This window comes from Planctopirus sp. SH287 (assembly GCF_056500625.1).
Genome location: NZ_CM151403.1, coordinates 2,532,697 through 2,550,202, shown reverse-complemented (window position 1 = coordinate 2,550,202; position 17,506 = coordinate 2,532,697). Strand labels below are relative to the sequence as shown.

14 protein-coding genes are annotated in these 17,506 nt (G+C 53.8%); 8 read left to right on the top strand and 6 right to left on the bottom strand.

Annotated features, from left to right (window positions below):
• The first annotated feature begins 42 nt into the window (after positions 1-42).
• Complete coding sequence (locus SH287x_RS09555) at positions 43-1,266, top strand: hypothetical protein (protein WP_479518482.1); 1,224 nt, start codon at positions 43-45, stop codon at positions 1,264-1,266.
• A 110-nt stretch (positions 1,267-1,376) separates the two neighbouring features.
• On the opposite strand, the gene SH287x_RS09550 is transcribed toward SH287x_RS09555, so the two are convergent.
• Positions 1,377-1,541: a hypothetical protein gene (locus tag SH287x_RS09550; protein WP_479518481.1), complete on the bottom strand. Its 165-nt coding sequence runs from the start codon at positions 1,539-1,541 to the stop codon at positions 1,377-1,379.
• On the opposite strand from SH287x_RS09550, the gene SH287x_RS09545 reads away from it, so the two are divergent.
• The 3 genes from SH287x_RS09545 (at position 1,540) to SH287x_RS09535 (ending at position 3,888) form a co-directional block, all read left to right on the top strand.
• Positions 1,540-2,130 (top strand): Uma2 family endonuclease, encoded by a 591-nt coding sequence (locus SH287x_RS09545; RefSeq protein ID WP_479518480.1) that lies wholly within the window; start codon positions 1,540-1,542, stop codon positions 2,128-2,130. The genes SH287x_RS09550 and SH287x_RS09545 overlap by 2 nt on opposite strands.
• Before the next feature lie 50 nt (positions 2,131-2,180).
• Positions 2,181-2,795, top strand: coding sequence for a Uma2 family endonuclease (locus SH287x_RS09540; RefSeq protein WP_479518479.1), 615 nt, complete (start codon positions 2,181-2,183; stop codon positions 2,793-2,795).
• Between the two features lie 64 nt (positions 2,796-2,859).
• On the top strand, positions 2,860-3,888 hold the full coding sequence (locus tag SH287x_RS09535) for a sugar phosphate isomerase/epimerase family protein (RefSeq protein ID WP_479518478.1): 1,029 nt from the start codon (positions 2,860-2,862) through the stop codon (positions 3,886-3,888).
• 264 nt (positions 3,889-4,152) lie between these two features.
• Here SH287x_RS09535 and SH287x_RS09530 read toward each other — a convergent pair whose 3' ends face one another.
• The 4 genes from SH287x_RS09530 to SH287x_RS09515 all read right to left on the bottom strand — a co-directional run bounded on the left by SH287x_RS09530 (position 4,153) and on the right by SH287x_RS09515 (position 12,868).
• Entirely contained in the window at positions 4,153-5,175 is a 1,023-nt protein-coding gene (locus SH287x_RS09530; RefSeq protein ID WP_479518477.1) for a transglutaminase family protein, read from the bottom strand.
• 131 nt (positions 5,176-5,306) lie between these two features.
• Entirely contained in the window at positions 5,307-8,429 is a 3,123-nt protein-coding gene (locus tag SH287x_RS09525) for an efflux RND transporter permease subunit (protein WP_479518476.1), read from the bottom strand.
• On the bottom strand, positions 8,426-9,772 hold the full coding sequence (locus SH287x_RS09520) for an efflux RND transporter periplasmic adaptor subunit (protein WP_479518475.1): 1,347 nt from the start codon (positions 9,770-9,772) through the stop codon (positions 8,426-8,428). Before SH287x_RS09520 ends, SH287x_RS09525 begins: the two co-directional genes overlap by 4 nt.
• 411 nt (positions 9,773-10,183) lie before the next feature.
• Positions 10,184-12,868 (bottom strand): hypothetical protein, encoded by a 2,685-nt coding sequence (locus tag SH287x_RS09515; RefSeq protein WP_479518474.1) that lies wholly within the window; start codon positions 12,866-12,868, stop codon positions 10,184-10,186.
• 68 nt (positions 12,869-12,936) lie between these two features.
• Here SH287x_RS09515 and SH287x_RS09510 point away from each other — a divergent pair, with 68 nt between their 5' ends.
• Both SH287x_RS09510 and SH287x_RS09505 read left to right on the top strand, forming a co-directional pair.
• Entirely contained in the window at positions 12,937-13,194 is a 258-nt protein-coding gene (locus SH287x_RS09510) for a hypothetical protein (protein ID WP_479518473.1), read from the top strand.
• A 752-nt stretch (positions 13,195-13,946) separates the two neighbouring features.
• A complete protein-coding gene (locus SH287x_RS09505; RefSeq protein ID WP_479518472.1) occupies positions 13,947-14,807 on the top strand; it encodes a hypothetical protein in 861 nt (286 codons plus the stop codon).
• A gap of 88 nt (positions 14,808-14,895) precedes the next feature.
• Here SH287x_RS09505 and SH287x_RS09500 read toward each other — a convergent pair whose 3' ends face one another.
• Positions 14,896-16,353, bottom strand: coding sequence for a type I 3-dehydroquinate dehydratase (locus SH287x_RS09500; RefSeq protein ID WP_479518471.1), 1,458 nt, complete (start codon positions 16,351-16,353; stop codon positions 14,896-14,898).
• A 309-nt stretch (positions 16,354-16,662) separates the two neighbouring features.
• Here SH287x_RS09500 and rnpA point away from each other — a divergent pair, with 309 nt between their 5' ends.
• Both rnpA and yidD read left to right on the top strand, forming a co-directional pair.
• On the top strand, positions 16,663-17,139 hold the full coding sequence (rnpA, locus tag SH287x_RS09495) for a ribonuclease P protein component (RefSeq protein ID WP_479518470.1): 477 nt from the start codon (positions 16,663-16,665) through the stop codon (positions 17,137-17,139).
• Entirely contained in the window at positions 17,132-17,482 is a 351-nt protein-coding gene (gene yidD / locus SH287x_RS09490) for a membrane protein insertion efficiency factor YidD (RefSeq protein WP_479518469.1), read from the top strand. The genes rnpA and yidD overlap by 8 nt, the downstream gene beginning before the upstream one ends.
• The last annotated feature ends 24 nt before the right edge of the window (positions 17,483-17,506 follow it).

The window sequence follows — 17,506 nt, the reverse complement described above, 5'->3', positions numbered from 1 at the left end:
CAGCTTTGAGTCTGGCGTAAGTTGAGAAACGGGAGAATTCCAGTGGCAAGTGTAAAGACGTTGGCCAGTGCCGCGTTGACCGAAGGTCGTGGTGTATTCCGATTGTCCCCAACGTGGGTTCCTCGTTCGTTCCTGCAACCGGGTCGCCGGCTCAAGCTCCATCCTGCTGATTACTATGCCTTGGGCACACATCGCGGTGGCATCGATGAACGCTGGTTCGGTTCAACCACTGAAGCCGCCAATGAAGGACGTTCCCACGATGAAGGTTTGAGCTACTGTGTCGCAGGGGGAGAGAAGTTCCTGCTGCGTGATGCCGTGGAAGAACTGGGAGCCGAAATCGTCGGTGAGCATATCTGGTCGAAATATAAGAAGTGGCCGGTCTACTCGAAGTTCTTCGACAACATGGGGCCGATCCCTCATCACATGCACCAGAACGCCGAGCAGGCCAAACTGGTCGGGCAGGAAGGGAAGCCTGAGAGTTACTATTTCCCGCCGCAGCTCAATAACGTCGGGAACAATTTTCCTTATACGTTCATGGGTTTTGAGCCAGGAACCACGAAAGAACAAGTCGTCGCCTGCCTTGATCGCTGGAATGATGGCGACAACGGCATTCTCGATCTGTCGAAAGCTTACCGGCTGAAGGTCGGCACTGGCTGGCTGATTCCTCCGTGCATTCTGCATGCCCCTGGTTCGCTGCTCACCTATGAACCACAGTGGGGCAGTGATGTCTTCGGGATGTACCAGTCGATGGTCGAAGGCCGGGCAGTGCCTCGTTCACTGCTGACCAAGGACTTCCCTGAAGACAAGCATGGTGACAACACATACCTTGTCGATGCTCTCGACTGGGAAGGGAACGTCAATCCTGACTTCAAAGACAGCCATTATCTTGAGCCTATTGTGGCCTCCGGTAGTGAGAAAGAAGGCTTTTTCGATCGCTGGATCGTTTACGGCCGCATCAAGGGAGCGCAGGACTTCACCGCCAAGGAACTGACCATTCAGCCAGGCACTAAAGTCACCATCAAGGATGGCGGGGCTTACGGTTGGATCACAGTGCAGGGCGAAGGCTCGGTCAATGGCCTGAAGCTGCAAACGCCCTCCATGATCCGCTTTGGACAGATGACGATGGACGAAGTCTTCGTCACAGCCAAGGCTGCTGCAGAAGGGATCACCTTCGAGAATACCGGAACTGATCCGCTGGTTGGTCTGAGATACTTCGGGCCGGAAGCACAGCCGGAAGCCCCGGCCATCGGTGCCTGGAAGAAGTAACAGAAGAAGTAACTAAGGGATTGAAGCCAGTGAGGCTCCTGGAGGGGGATTGACAACAATCCCCCTCATTTTTTGATACAATTGTGGAGCTTCCATTCAGATTTGACAGGTTAAGCAAAGAGTGGTGAGCAGGCCAACGAGCCTGCGGACAAGTTCAGCAACCAGTCAGGACAGAGTGGTCGTACCACTTTGCCAACAGCGGTAAAGGCTTCCCCAGCAATATCCATGAACGATGTCGCACGTGCGTTTGCGACGATTTTCAGGAGTTTCGCCATGTCGATTGCTCCCATGCCACCAGTCACTCTGGAGGAATTCCTGCGGCGCGAAGCCGAAGCGGGAGAGGGTGTGCGTCTGGAATTAATTCACGGCGAAATACGGGAAACAGAGATGACCACCCGCAATGCCTGGCATTCATTCGTGCTGTTTCGATTGTCCTACATCATTGAGAACTGGTTGATGAAGCAACCACAGATCATGGCCTTCACAGGTGTTGGCGAGGTTCGTTGCGAGATCACTCAGGATCCTCCACAGATTGTGGGGATTGACTTGGGAGTCTGGATGGGGCCGGAATATGCGAGTGTGCCCGAATCGTCGTCACATCCTCGCACGCCGCCTGTTCTGGCGGTGGAAGTCCTATCGCCCATTGATACGCACGGGGATATTAGTGAGAAGCGTAAGCTCTATCTTGATTGCGGTGTTGAAGAGGTCTGGTATGTCGATCCCGAATTACGTGCGATGACAATTCACCGGAACGGCCAGGAACCGGAATTGCTCTCGATTTCCCAACGTTATATCGGATGTGGAATTTTCAGCGGCCTGGAGTTTGATACCCGCTTACTCTTTGAACGCGGGCCAATTGTTTGAGTGTCGCAGTCTCAAGTAGTGATTGTCTGGAACGGTTGAGGAGATATCCTATGGCCACAGTGACGGCACCATCCATCACGCTGGAAGAGTTTCTGAAGCTCGAAGCGGAAGCTCCCGATGACGTGACGTTGGAACTGATCGAAGGCAAATTAGTGGAGAGACCGTCGGTGACGACACGAGGAAGACTTCACGCATTCGTTCTGTCACAGCTAGTCTTTGAACTTGTGAACTGGCACCGACAAAATCATGGAAGTCCTTTTGAAGTAGGATCAGGTGAGGCAAGGTGCCGCCTTTCAGAAGACTCCGAGTCCCTTGTTGGTATCGACGCAGGAGTTTGGTCAGGGATCGAATACAGTTTTCTAAGTGATGAACCACTGCTCTACGAAGGCCCACCAGTCGTTGCGGCGGAAATTCTTTCTCCCAGCGATACCGTACAGGGTGTCACCGCCAAGACCGAACTGTATTTGAAATCCGGGGTTGGGCAGGTGTGGATTCTGGATCCTGTCTGGAAGACCGTAACGGTGTTTCGCAAAGGACAGAAACCCATCCTGCTAGGCGATCATGATCTGCTCAGCGGAGAGAGCGAACTCCCCGGATTTTCCGTTCCTGTTTCCCGTTTTTTCGGCCCCTCAAAGAATGTTGCCAGTAGTTCATTGGCCCGTTAAACCATTCCTGCCGATCGCGGATTATTTTCGTTCCTGATGCACACCTTTTGTGGAATCAATCGCAATGACACACGCCTTTCCGAAGCTTCACAATGCCATGTGGCCAGGTCTTGTTGGTAAAGAACCGGGGACTGACCATCCGCCGATCAGCCTCGAAAAGATGCTTGAATTGACGGGCAAGGCCCATGTGAATGGCGTCACTTATGACGGGATTGATCTCTTTCTGTTCCATCCTCATACCGATCCCGATGCCAGCGAGACGGCCATTCGCAACATGGCTGATCTGATTGCTGCTCATGGACTTAAAGTCGGGTCACTGGTGGCGCCTGTTTGGCCGGGGACGGTGGGTGACTCGGCCATGGGTGATGAAGCAGCCCGGAAGAAATTCGTGCTGGCTGTCGAGAAAGCCTGTCGTATTGGCAAGATTCTTCGTGAGCACGGCGTTCGCGAATATGGCGTCATCCGCATCGATTCAGCCACCGGAACCTCGGCCTGGCATGATGATCCCAAGGGGAATACGGCCAAAATCGCCAAGACCTTCCAGGAAGCCGCCAGCGTGGCAGCCAGCTTTAACGAGCGGTTGGCAGCAGAAGGAGAAATCTGCTGGGCTGGCATGCACTCATGGAAAGATATGGTCGATTTGTTAGAAGCGGTTGATCGTCCGAAAACCGTCGGTTTCCAGGCTGATCTGGCTCATACCTATCTCTATTTGATGGGCTACAATGCAGAAGAACATGCGCTATTGAAAACTGGATATACTGAAGAAGAGTTCTGGGCCGCTTACAAAGTCATGACCGACGCCTTGCGTCCATGGACGATTGACTTCCATGTGGCGCAGAACGATGGCTCTGTCCATGGGACAGGCAGCCATGATAAAACAGGTCGACATTGTCCGGCTGATGATCCCAACGGGAAGATCGACATTGTGAAATGTGCCAGTTACTGGCTGCAGGGTGCCAAGGAACGGGGAATTGAGCACATCTGCTGGGATGGTTGTATGTTCCCGAACGCCACGCTGGAGAATCAGGAGACCTGGAATACGATCTTGAAGACCATGATTGATGTCCGCGAGGCCGCCGGTTGGGACAAGTAGTGCCGTGTCACGGCTTTGTCTTCGGGTTGATGTCGCCGCAACGTCCTCCGTTGTCGGACGTAACAACAGAAGAGACCCGAATTTTATACTTTGACAATGCAGTAGTCTCTGTCGTGGCCTTGCTATCGTCACTCCTGTTAAACGTCAAAGGGCGGTGCTTTCTTGTGAAGCACCGCCCTTTGTCTTCAGAACGAATGATTAAAGCCATCGCTTTGGAATGTCGCTATCGATGATTTGCTATCGATGACCGATCTCTACTGACTTCTATTGACAATTGCCGACCACTGAAGGGGCTGGCTGTTCGGGAAATGGGGGGAGAGGAGGCAGCGGAGCGATATCGGCGGTTGGTGTTGATGTCGTATTGACCGGATCAGTCATCAAAAGCGGTTCCACAGGAGGGGCAGGCTCGGAAGGAACGGGGGCGACTGGCAGGTCGTTGATATCAAAGACCTGGACTTTCACTTCCATGTGATTGAAAGCATCGGAAGATCCTGACCAGTAGCCTGCCAGAGGCGAGGCCTTATCCTGTTCGCGAGCAACCCCCACGGAGACATGCTCGGCCCCTGCGAGCTTATTGTTAGTCGGATCAAAGCCACGCCATCCAGCACCTGGAAGATAGATTTCCGTCCAGGCATGTGTTGAGCCATGCTGATCAGCGCCCATCTGGATATAGCCGGTGACAAAGCGGGCCGCCAACCCCCAATGCCGGGCCGCTTCCATCATCAAAACAGCATAGTCACGGCAGGAACCCGTCCCCAGGCGAATTGTCTCGCAAGGAAGTTGAACGCCAGGTTCTTCGCGGTGCATGTACTGGAATGACTCGAAAATTCGCGTATTCAATGTCGTCAGGAGATCCGCAGTATTTAACAGCTGACCCGGTTGATAGAGCGATGAGAGCCATTCATGAATCACGGCCCCATCGGCGGGATAGCTGGGCAATCGGAAAGCAAACAGTTCGACCTGTTCGTCAGCGCTATACTGAAAGGGATAGGACTGACCAATGGGGTCAATGGAGCATCCCAGCCCATAATCATCATAGAGGTCGACATCAACTTCACTATAGAAACGTAACTTATTAGCTGGCTCGAGGAAATTGATGATCGCAATGCTGTTGCCGTAGATATCGCGAAGCCAGCGGACTTCGGCGGCTGGTTCAATTTCCAACTTGGAAGCAATAATGTGCAGGTCATGGCCTTCACGAGGTCTGATCATGGCACGATGCGGGCCGAAAGTCACCGGCTCATTATAGTGATACTCAGTATTATGAATAATGCGGATATGCTTCATGTTGCCCTTCGTTTGCTATATCAGGACTGGGTTGTCGCAGGATCCACGGTATTCCCTGGAAATGAAAGTCGTGGGATGCGATTTACATCCCACGACCTGGTTTCCAGCATAACAATAGGCCAAAACCTGCCTTAGTTCGTTCCGGCAGGAGAGGGGTGATCATCCTTGTGAATTCCGTAAAGGATCGCATAGATCACGGGCATCACCAGCATGGTCAGTACACAGGCAAAAGAGAGTCCAAACATGATGCAGGCTGCCATAGCCGCAAAGAAGGGATCCTTGGAAAGCGGGATCATTCCGAGCACCGTTGTGATGGCCACCATGAGCACTGGGCGAAGTTTGCTGACTCCGGCATCGAGAATAGCCGCATACGGAGTCTTACCTTCTTCTCTCGCCGTTTGAATACGACTGAGCACCACAATCGAGTTTTTGATCTGCTCACCACCCAGACTGAGCACACCCAGTAGAGCCATGAACCCAAAGGGCTGGCCCGTAATCAGTAAGCCTGCCGTGACCCCAATGAGTGCCAGCGGCACGATCATCCATACAAGGAGTGTCTGACGGATTGAATTGAACAGGCAGACCACAATGAAAACCATGATGACCAGTGCCATCGGCAAAGGCTGAACCAACGCGGCACGCGCGTTACTGGAATCTTCGTACTCTCCACCCCAGGTCATCGTGTAACCCGGCGGTAGAGGAATGGATTCAATTTGATTCCGAACTCTCTCAAAGAGTTGGCTCGGTAGGCCGGTTCGGGGATCGGCATGAACCGTCACCGTTTCGCGCCGGTTTCTCCGATGAATGATCGGGTCTTCCCATTCCAGAGCCGTTCCTGAAACCACCTGACTCAAAGGAATCATCCGACCTGCCAAAGGACTCCAGATCTGCATGCTTTGAATGGCATCAACATCGCTGCGCTCATTCAATGGAGGACGCGCAATAATCGGCAACAGACGTGTTTCCTGCGGGAAGATCCCTCGACCACTCCCTCCCGGCTCTCGATAGAAGCCGACAACACGTCCTTCAAATCCTGATTGCAATGCTTCGGCCACTTCGACACGAGTAATCCCATTGCGTCGTGCCTGCTGTTCAAAAATGGCAGGGCGGAGCACCAGTTCCCGTTCACGCCAGTTTGTCCTTACGCACAGTGTATTGGAGTCATCCCGCAGGATTTTCACGGCCTGATCAGAAAGTTCACGGAGTTTGGCAGCATCCGGCCCATCAAATCGAGCCTGAATACGCCCGCCCGCCCCTGGACCTAACAAGAACTTTTTCGCAATCGTGTTGGCATTGGGGTAATTCTGGTCGAGATGATTCTGAATCGTGGTAATCAATCCCGCGATCTGTGTGGCATCGTCAACATCCACCAGGAACTGGACAAAGGCACGATTTTCCCGTTCAGGGCTATAGACCAGAAGAAATCGCAATCCACCGCCGCCGATGAATGACGTCACATGCTTCACCGAAGGAAGTTTTTGGACATAATTTTCGACTTCCTCGGCAAATGCCTCAGACTCAAGAATGTGTGTCCCTGAGGGGAGGAAGCAATCCACCATGAACTGCGGTCGGGTGGCAGGGGGGAAGAAGCTCTGGTCAACATGCCGGAAGGCATAGAGCGAAATGATGAATCCGAGAATGGAGGCAACGACAACTCCCCATCGAAACCGCAGGCAAAACTCCAGTAGTCGCCGGTATGACTGAAAGAACACGCCGCCATAAGGATCGGCTGCTTTTTCAGTGCCGTTAGCCTGAGTCGTTTTGGGCAAAGGTGAAAACGACAAATAGCTGAGCAGAGGAGTAATCGTAATCGACGACACCCAACTGAGGCTGAGCGAAATCAGAATCACCCAGAACAGTGAATTGCAGTATTCGCCTGTGGAATCTTCTGAAAGACCAATCGCGGCAAAGGCAATCACACCAATGGCCGTGGCACCAAACAGCGGCCACTGATTTTGGGAAACAACCTCACGCACCGCCTTGAGCTTGTCGTCGCCCCCTTCAATGCGAACCTTGATCCCTTCGATCACAATAATCGCGTTATCTGTCAGCATGCAGAGCGCAATAATCAACGCTCCCAGCGAAATACGCTCCATCAGCAACCCGCCGACCAGGTACATCACCAGGAAAGTGGCCATGATGGTGAGAAACAGAACCGCGCCAATGATCAGGCCGGTCTTGCGTCCCATAGCAAAGAGCAGCACCACAAAAACAATTGCGACGGCTTTGCCCAGGTTAAAGATGAAATCATTCGTGGCAATCGTGACAGCCTCGGGCTGGAAATTGATATCATCAATTTCCATACCGAGCGGTTGATCACTTTTGAGAGTGGCTAGCTTAGCGCGAACTCCATCACCCATGGTCACGACGTTTCCGCCTTGAACGGTGGAAATGCCAATCCCCACAGCCGGTTGGCCATCGTAGCGCAGTAATCTTCGGGGAGGATCTTCGTATCCTCGTTGAATGGTTGCGACATCTCGCAGACGAAGCTGGCGACCAGAACTGTCTGAACTGATGACAATGTCGAGCATCTCTTCGGCAGAATTCAGTGCCCCTTCGGGGTCGATCGCCAAGTGCTCTTCGCCCACACGAATCCGCCCGCCATCAGCTGCGATATTCTTCGACTGCAACAGGCGGTAGATTTCCTGCTCATTGATCCCGAGTTGAGAAAGCCGCTGACGGGAAATTTCTAGAAAGACCACTTCCTGCTGAGGGCTGAAGAGATCCACTTTCTTGACGCCAGAGACTGTCAGCAATTCGCGGCGTAAGAACTCGGCATACCGACGGAGTTCTGGCTGGGTAAAACCTTCTCCAGAAATCGCCATAAAGATGCCATAAACGTCGCCAAAGTCGTCCACGACGAGTGTTCGCCCACGAACCGATGGTGGAAGCTGTCCCTGGACATCGTTGATCTTTCGGCGCAGTTCGTCCCAGACCTGGGGGATCGAGAAGCGGTCATAACGATCCTGAATCACCGCCGTAACAACCGAGCGGCCACGTACGGACTCTGACTCGACACGAAGTAACTGCCCCAGTTGCTGGCAAGCTGCTTCAATGGGGTTTGTGACTTCTTTCGCCACTTCCTCGGCACTGGCACCGGGGTAGGGAGTGATAATCAACGCTTCTTTTATTGTGAATTCAGGATCTTCAAGTCTTCCAAGCCGCTCATAGGCCAAAATGCCTCCGAGAAGAATGAAAAACATCGAAACAAACAGCACACGATTATTACGAACAGAGAATTCACCGATGTTCATCGTGTGCTCCCTTCGCTCGGCAATGCTGCTGAACTCAGCCCATCGGCTAAATCGCGAACCGCCATGCCTTCACGCAGAAAGGTGACGCCAGCGACTGCGATTCGGTCACCGGGGGATAATCCTTCGGCCACTTCCACCTCATTGCCGATGGCAGAACCCAGTTTGATTTCTTTCGGTTGGGCTTTCGAGTTTTCATCGATAACCCACACGATCTGTCGTCCATCTTCAGATTTGCTGATCGCTGTTACGGGAACAAGCAAGGGGCTTTTGCCCAGGATTTCAGCACGGCGATATGTCGCGAGTACAGTGGCTGTCATACCGGGAAGAACCTGCAATCCTTCAGGGGACTGCATCCCCACACGGACATTGAATGTTTGTGTCGTTGGGTCAGCAACCTGTGCGATTTCTCGAATCCTCACGGGAAAAGCGACTCCAGGGGCACCACTGATGTTGGCCGTCAAAGAAACAATGTCGGCCCGTGTGATATCGGCCACCATCACTGTTTCCGGTACATCGACCAGAATCTCAATTTCTTCAACATCCTGAAAGCGGACAATTGGCTCTTTCGCACGAACATTCTGACCTTGTTCCACAAAACGCTGGGCAATCACGCCGTCATAAGGAGCTTTCAGCGTGCTGTCTTGAAGGTTCAGATTGGCTTCGACAAGCTGGGCCTCCAAGCCGCGAATTTGAGCTTCCTGAGATTGAATATCTTCTTCGCGACCAATGGTTCCCAGCGCGACAAGCTGTTGGGCGGCCTGAAGTTCTTCCTGAGCGACACGGTAGGCCGCTTCAGAGACTTCGTACTGGGCGCGTGTAACAACATTGGTAGTGACAAGCCGTGAATTTCGGTCGTGTTCGGTACGGGTTTTGGACAGCCTTGCTTCAGCCGCCCGCACCTGGGCTTCCCGGCGGAGGCGTTCTTCTGCCCGTTCGCCCTGCATGAGAGCTGTCAGGCCAACGCGTGCCTGATCCAACTGACTTTGCAGAGTGGCGACTCGTGCTTTGAATTCGTCCTGGCGAACCTGGCCAATCAGATCACCTTTGGCAACCCGCTGGCCTTCTTTGACCGGAAAGTCGACGAGCAATCCAGAAACCTGAAACGCTAATTCCACACGCCGTGACGCTTCCACTTTGCCAGGGAACGTTCTGGTTCTTACGTCGGCACCAGCACTAATGATCAGCGTTTTGACAGGGCGGATCAGGGGAGCCGTCTCTTGAGGCTTCTGTGAGCATCCCTGCAGACATACTAAACTGGCCAGAACAACGAAAAGACCCGAGAACCGGCGGAAGTGCCAATCAACTGTTCTGGAAATCGGCAAAAAGCAGTCCTGTGGCAACATTGCGTCAACATCCTTAGTGACAAATTCGACCATCAACGGGGCTAAACCGTTTGAAACCAGACCACTGAGCCTATGGGAGAATTTCCCTCAACTATGGTGAATACCGGACAGCCTACGTGAATCAGGCTGAGGAAGGGAAGCCATCAGATTACAAAAATTAAAACGAGCACGCGGACTGAGTGAGGTCAAACGAATGGCCAAAGCTCTCCAGGTGAAATTTTCGTGAGACCGGAAAGCGTCATGTGACGCATGGTCATACCCACCTCACTCTCGCAGCACAAATAGGGGCTGGTTCCTATCTGATAGAAGAACGTCTGCCATTAACGAAAAGAGGGGGATCTGTTGTTAGCAGATCCCCCTCTTGTGCTATAGCGATTTAGAGAATGGCATTTGTATTATGCCGTTTGATTTCTAAACACCGTCCTGTGCTGTCCAGCCAATGGCTGGGCCGATGTTATTGCCTGGTGCCAGTTGCAGATCCAGCGGATTAGCAACTGCTCCATCACCTCGAATAATGACAACCTGGGCATCGGTCGTTCCGCTGACTGGGATGTTGTCGGGAATCTTGAATTGAATCCCGAGATCATACCACCCGTAAATTTCGGGGTCATATTCTTTGCCATTGACGGTAATCACGACACGTCCTGGTTCTGGCCCCAAACCTTCGCCCGCCAGAGAGATCATGGTTCCCGGGCCAGCGACTGAGGTATCCAGTGAAAATGCTGCGGGGTCTACGGGGAGAATTTCTCCACGATCAACGACCGCCACATTATTTTCGGGGTTAGTGTCATTAAGAACCCGTTCGGAATCAGCAATCAGGTGGAGTTTAACAAAAGGTTCCTTGCGCCCTTCGTTGTTCACAAAGAGCTGATTGGCTTCGATGGGCAAGCGGAGATCAACTGAAGTGATCTGGCCAGGTTCCATCGACCCCACCACCACACCAGCCTGCGGCAATGATGCGTTGGGCTGATCATCGTTACCTGCCAGCATGACCAGATTGAAGGTCTGAGTGACAGGGGCTTGCGAGTTATTCTTTAACCAGACACGATAGCGAGGGCCCATCTGCTGTTCGGTATGACCCGAATCCACAAATCGTACCGCAATCAACTGGATATCGACTCCTTCTGTTACTGCGGCCGTCTGAGGCAGATCCACCCATGTCCCCGATGAGACGACAGGAAGCTGCTGATACTGAGGATATTGCCAGACATTTGTCCAGACAGGAGCTGGTTCATAGTAAATCGGGCGGACGAACACAGGGCGTGGGTCATAGACAATGGGCACTGTATTCCACCACGACCAGCGAACCCAGGGACTCCAGAAGGGGAACCATGTGTAACGAGGATAGAATCTTGGGCCTGCATACCAGCCACTAAAGCTGACTCGTGAATAGAGGGGAGAAATTGGCCCGTAATATCGATTTCTCCAGCCGCCGCGATCCATTAGAAGGCTGGAAAATCTCAACTGACGAGCCACATCACCTCGGCGATAGAGATCGAACTGACGTCCGACGTTGTGACGGTCATAGAATCCGAAGGTTCGGAAGTTATTATCGAAGCGATTGTTATCCAGGCGATCCTGAAAACGGCCGCTGACACGATCAATTCGGAAGGACTGAAAATCCCGGGCGTCATTACGGCCAAAAAATCGGGCCAGGTCGGCTGAGTTGTTCAGATCACGCAATTGTTCGCGAGTTTGGATACGACTCCAGTCAACCCGGTCGTTTCCACGTCCCAAGGCCCCGTTGGCCCCGATTCGCACGGGAACCACCTGACCACGACCAATCGCTCGTTCGATTTCGTTCTGATCACGAGAAACTCGTTGAACATCACGATTGAGATCACGAAGCTGACGTTCCACGTCTTCCGTACGGGCTTTCAAAGGGTTGCGAGGATTGTTCCCCAGTTCCATGAACCGGTTTCCGTCTCGTCCATTGTTGCCACGATCGCTTCTTTGGTCGTTGTCGCGGTTCTCAGGGCCACGGTTGTTACCATCACGCCCTGGGCCACGATCACCGTTATTGCGATCAGGGGTCATGTCACGTCCCGGACGGTTTCCGTCTTCGGGGCGATTATCACGGCCGGGACGATCATCTCGACCGGCACCCTCTTCACGACCAGGGCGGTTTTCATTCGGAGGATTACTGTCACGGCCAGGGCGGTTTCCGTCAGCAGGGTTAGTTTCTCTGCCGGGGCGGTCTCCCATACCGGGACGATCTCCGTCATTGCCAGGACGATCTCCGTCACGGCCGGGGCGTGGGCCCCGGTCGCCGGGCAGATCGACACGAGGTCGCCCATCGCGATCAGGAGTGCCGACGCCTTCCGAACGATCGGGACGCATTGCGGGATCGCGTGGTGGACGATTGTCGCTACTTCCCTCTTTGTTTTCAGGTGTGATGCGTGGTGCGCCATCACGACCTGGCTGATTGGCTTCGGGGCGTCGATCTAACCCAGGACGAGGGCGCACTCGTGGGCCACCATCATTGTCAGGAGTTTGACCACCAATTCCCGGTGTTAAAGGGCGACCACCGTTGTTGGCCCCCGGACGATCAGTATTTGGGCGATTTCCGTCAGGGCGGGCTCCCTCGGGGCGATTTCCTCGTCCGGTATCAATCCCCGGACGATTTGTGTCTGGAGGAGTCATGCCGGGCCGGTTGCCATCACGGGCCGGATTGCCATCACGTACAGGATTCCCGTCGCGCCCGGGAAGATTGACACGTGGGCCTTCCGCTGGTGTGTTGTTATCTCGGGGAGTATTACCCCGTTCAGGGCGGTTGGCATCAGGCTGGCCAGGAAGCCGGCCTCCCAGATTGGGGGGATTGCCGGGTGTACCGGGTATGGCAGGGTTACCTGTTGTTGGCCCACGGAGTGTGGGTGCTGGCGTTCTTCCGGTTGCGGGAGGAGTTGTTGTTGGGCCTCTAAGCGTTGGCGAGTTCCCCCCCGGCGCGGGATTGTTTCGAGGCAGATTGGGCCGGGGGTTAGCAGGCGTTGCTCCATCACGACGAGGTGGAACCTGTGGGGCCGTGGGTGCCTGCATCCGGTTGCTGATTGATCCTCGATCAGCATCATTGGAACGAGGTGCGAGCGAGGGCCTCATATCTGGTGGAGCCTGTCGACTTGGAGGCGCGGCGCGTGAGGCTTCTGGCCGTGAAGGAGTCTGAGGGCGTGCTGCAGGTGCCTGAGGGCGCATTGCAGGAGCTGAAGGCCTTTGGGCAGGAGCCGAAGGCCTTGGAGCCGGTGCTGATTGTCGAGGCTGTGGCGCTGATGGTCGAGGTGCTGATGGGCGCGGCGCAGAGGCTCGCGGTGCTGATGGTCGCGACGAAGGGGCAGAGGGACGATTCCCCCCCTTATCACTGCGTTCGCCCCTTTGAGCGACCGCGAGGTTTGTTGAAAACGCTAGTCCCAGACAGGCCAGTCCCGTGACCCATAGGGAGCGACTGTTCCACCCATAGAACTTCTTCATCACTTTTGCTCCCGGCAGTAAAACTCTGATCCGCAGGTGGGTCTTCTCCACCCGGAAAAAATCACTGCAACCGCCTGCCTAATCGGCAGAAACGGCCGCTGCTTAAGCGTTATCTAGGGAATATGATGCCAACCTTAAAAGAATGGTAGGACAGTTGTCATCGCATTTAGTCACAATCCCTTAAATTAAAGTCACTTACGACAATACTCCCGAGCTTCCATATTTCTGGTCTCTCGTATTTTCGCTGAGATATTTGTTCGTTGTGGCGTCAATGTGACGACATGGTTTACTCAATGTGAGCCAGGGAGACGTCATTCCTGGTCGCTCAGAAGCCACTGCGACCGATCAGGTTCCGCTTCATTTTGCTTGAGTGCCGTGTCACGGCTTTATCTTGGGGTTCCATGCGTAGTAACGTCCTCCGATGTCGGACTTTACAACCTGTTCAACCCTGATTTTAAGCTTTGGCAATGCATTGAGTGACTTTTCCGATTGTACCAGTTGTTGCGGTTGCCATTGATCTTCCGGAGAAATGGGCTGTACCGAGTCGAAGTTTGAATTCACAGGATTGCTCGTGGAGCTTCCATTCTGATTTGACAGGTTCAGAAAAGAGTGGTGAGCAGGCCAACCAGCCTGCGGACAAACTCAACAACCTGTCAGGACAGAGTGGTCGGACCACTCTCGTTGTGCTGTCGAATTTCAGAGAGACACTCACGTGTTGTGCCTGCCGCCCATCATTGCCACTCGTTTGCTTCGAGTCCTGGCGCCAACCATGCCGGCGGTCGTGGCGTGTCTGCTTCTCAGTCAGTCTGGTTGCTCGATCTATAAGCATCATTCCATTCATAGCGGAACATTCGACTGGAATTCGTACCGTCAGATGGCCTTATGGTGCGAGCAGCGCGATCACCTCCCTCTGTCGACAACGCGGGTTGCAATGACGCAATGGGCTTACAATCCCGGCGGACGCCTGCCAGTGGGTTGGGAAGCCGCTCGAGATTCTGATCTGAGTCGTGTCCGCCATCATGAGCGAAGCCGCGCTCATCATCGAGGAGGAGGTTGCCCGCCGGGTGGCCCTTGTCCTGAGGCGATGATGTACGACGGTGTGATGACGGAATCGACTCTTACACCGATTCCCATGCCCTATGTTCCCGGCCAGTTACCGCTTCCTCTGATGGCCTCGCCTCAGGCTGCACCGCCTCAAGGAATGCCGCCTGGAACCAGTCCTGAGGCGTTATCACAACCGCAGCAACAACCGAATTCATCACCCTCACCTTCAGCTCATGGAGGCTCTTCGGAGCTTCCTGCTCCCTCTGGTTGGGGAAGTCCTCCCCTGCAACGTGCGCCTGCGACTCCCAATGCTCACCCGCAAGGGCGAGATCTTCTGGAAGGATCTGCACCGCCCAATCTGCCGTTCAATCAAGGGAACTACGATTCAGTTCCCCTGGCACCAACTGGCCCATCGGCCTATGTGATGCCAGGCATGGTTCAGCCGGCAGGATATACGATGGCTGCCCCCCAGCGGCGACCGGTTGCCCCCCCGCGCCCGCCCAATCGCAGTTGGCTCTTTACGCAATAGTCATGAGATATTCATGGCCCTGGGATTCATTTCCGAGGGCTAATGCCGGGATTTGGAAGCGTAAAAGTGTGGAAGGGGTTTGTTGCTATTAATCCTGTAGCCCCTGAGCAAACGCTTCAGGTGGTAATTCCTGGCCGGTGATGGAACGGAAGAAGTTTGTCGCGTAGTCAGCAAAAACCTCTGTTGGCTCGACGATCTTGGCGCCGCGCGAGCGAGCTTCATCGATCAGTGGAGAATCTGCGGGCATGCTGCTCAAATCCAGAATCGTCATTCCAGGCCGAATGATGGTGGGGCTGATCACCGTCTTGCGGCTTCCCTGATCCAGATTTTCCGAAGTGACCACCAACACATCAGCGAGAGTGTCGTATAGCTTCCCCAGTGGGACAAAGCGGGCATCGGCTGCTGTGGCAATTTGCTGGCCTTCGTTGTCGTCGGCTGAACAGATACTGACAAGGCCATTCCTCTTCTTGATACCAACTGCGAGCGAGGCCGCCAGTCCTCCTTTGCCCACGACCAGCACGTTCTTACGATCCAGCGGTCGATCCTCGGGGCTGGTTTTCCCCATGGTTTCTTCGAGCAGTCGCAGTGCTGTCTTCCAGATCAGGCTATGACTTCCCCAGCCTTCGGGGCGTTTAATGTAGAGATCAGCGGCTTTCGCGACGGACGAAATCTCATCGTGGGAATTGGCGATGGGGAAAACCCGGCGGCTCGCATAGTTCGTCGCGATGACTCCAGGGATTTTGAGAATGTCAAGCATTTTAGGAAGCGGTTCGGCCGACTTGAATTCGATGGGAAGGCACCGGGTATTCAGTTCCAAACTGTCAAAACCCGCGTTAAGAATTTTGCACAGGATGGTTTCACTCAAGGCGAAACCGACGACTCCAATGAAACGGGTCTTGGGGCCGATCTGCCGCCAGCGGTAAACGTCATCGAGTTCACTCACAGTGGGCTGGCCGGGAAAGGCTTCCATCCCTTTTTCCAAAGCGGCATAGATCCATGGCGAACCATACTTTCGGCCCAGCAGAGAAAACGTCAGACCCGATTTTCCCAACCCCAGTCCGACCACGGGAAGGGCACGTCGCTGACTGACAGCCGAGAGTAAAGGCCAGGCCGCTTCCAGTAAGTCTGTTGGCCAGGTGAATTTGATCACGTCGGCCTGCAACAGGCTCGCATGATCAAAAGCCTCTTCCAGATCGTGGAGCGGGCGGTTCATGCTGGAGTAACTGATGACTCGCTGCACTTTGCCAAACCGGGGAATCTTTTTGGCCGTCTCTTCGTCCAGTTCGACATATGCTGGCCCTGCCAGAATGGCCTGCCTCAGTAATTGGATGCGTTCGTCCTCAGTTCCCTTCCAGCTCCCTCCGTCTTCCACCCGCCGGCAGGAAACCAGAATCGGTTTTTTGGAAGAATCGATCAGTTCTTTAACGTCGGGTTCTTTCAGCAATCGATCCAGGCAAAGTTCCACGAGATCAGACTGGCGGGCCGCATTGAGAATATCAACCTTGGCCAACTGGCGTGATTCGGGAGTGACGGAAATACAAATCATAGGGAATCCATGACTTTCCGGTTTTACCGCTGTGAATTATCACAAACAGCGGCGGAGTGACGAGTGAGAAATGATATAATGAACGGAAGTTTTCAGACGATACCCGAGACCGTGAGGAACGTCGAGAGGCTCTCTGAAACGGGATGCATTTCTGGCGGTTCTGTTTTGCAGCTCACGGCATTGCGACTCACTGTCTTGCGCCTCACTGTGGAAATCTGTCTGTCGATATCTGAATCTGAGCACCGCGTTAAATCTACCGCGTTAAATCTATGGTAATGTCGTTATTTGCGAGTCCATTAAGAATCTGACATGGCGCGATTCCAGAAATTCCAACATCTCCGAAAATCCACAGAGTTTGAGTCCGTTTATCGACTCAAACAGAAAGCCGCCGACGGCGAATTGCTTGTTTTTGCCAAACGGCAGGCACAGTCGACACAGCCTGATGGTCTTTTGTTGGAAGGTTCAGGCAAAGCGGCAACCACGGGAGAAGGTGCGACCCGAATTGGCCTGAGTGTCTCCCGCAAACGAGGGCCTGCCGTTATTCGCAATCGAGAAAAGCGACTCTTGCGAGAAGCATTCCGGCATTGTGCCCACGAATTGCCATCGGGGCTTGATCTCATCATTGTGCCGATTTCAAAAGCAGAATTGACTCTCAAGGCTGCGATACAATCTTTGAAACGATTGGCTGTCAAACTTGATCGCCGTCTTCCTGTTGGCGCGCCTTTCACTCGGGCTTCTGAGCAGCAAGCCAACATAACTGCTCGGAAGGAGAAAAGCCTTGAGTGAGGAGTTGCCGCCAGAGCCAGGCCAGGCCAGGCCCAGCAATGCCATACCAGGCCAAGCCGGCAGGAATGTTCCCGCGAAGTCACCGCAAGGTCTTGGGCTTGTGCTTCATTTATTGCGAAAAGGAAGCTCGTTCCTGTTGGGTAGTGTGCTGGTCATTGCCGTCTGGATCTATCAATGGACGCTCAGCCCACTGATTGGCCCGGTGTGCCGCTTTCATCCGTCATGCAGCAACTATTTTATTCTTGCCGTTCGTAAGTATGGCCCGCTGGTTGGTACTTTGAAGGGGCTTCATCGAATCACGCGATGTCATCCCTGGAATCCTGGTGGATACGACCCACCGTGATGTGACCAACCGGAGATGACTCAT

Bases quoted from the DNA above. Each gene is read 5' to 3' on its own strand.
- SH287x_RS09540 (WP_479518479.1), top strand. From the start codon at position 2,181: ATGGCCACAGTGACGGCACCATCCATCACGCTGGAAGAGTTTCTGAAG.
- SH287x_RS09500 (WP_479518471.1), bottom strand. From the start codon at position 16,353: ATGATTTGTATTTCCGTCACTCCCGAATCACGCCAGTTGGCCAAGGTT.
- rnpA (WP_479518470.1), top strand. From the start codon at position 16,663: ATGGCGCGATTCCAGAAATTCCAACATCTCCGAAAATCCACAGAGTTT.
- SH287x_RS09535 (WP_479518478.1), top strand. From the start codon at position 2,860: ATGACACACGCCTTTCCGAAGCTTCACAATGCCATGTGGCCAGGTCTT.
- SH287x_RS09550 (WP_479518481.1), bottom strand. From the start codon at position 1,541: ATGGCGAAACTCCTGAAAATCGTCGCAAACGCACGTGCGACATCGTTC.
- SH287x_RS09530 (WP_479518477.1), bottom strand. From the start codon at position 5,175: ATGAAGCATATCCGCATTATTCATAATACTGAGTATCACTATAATGAG.
- SH287x_RS09545 (WP_479518480.1), top strand. From the start codon at position 1,540: ATGTCGATTGCTCCCATGCCACCAGTCACTCTGGAGGAATTCCTGCGG.
- SH287x_RS09515 (WP_479518474.1), bottom strand. From the start codon at position 12,868: ATGAGGCCCTCGCTCGCACCTCGTTCCAATGATGCTGATCGAGGATCA.
- SH287x_RS09520 (WP_479518475.1), bottom strand. From the start codon at position 9,772: ATGTTGCCACAGGACTGCTTTTTGCCGATTTCCAGAACAGTTGATTGG.
- SH287x_RS09525 (WP_479518476.1), bottom strand. From the start codon at position 8,429: ATGAACATCGGTGAATTCTCTGTTCGTAATAATCGTGTGCTGTTTGTT.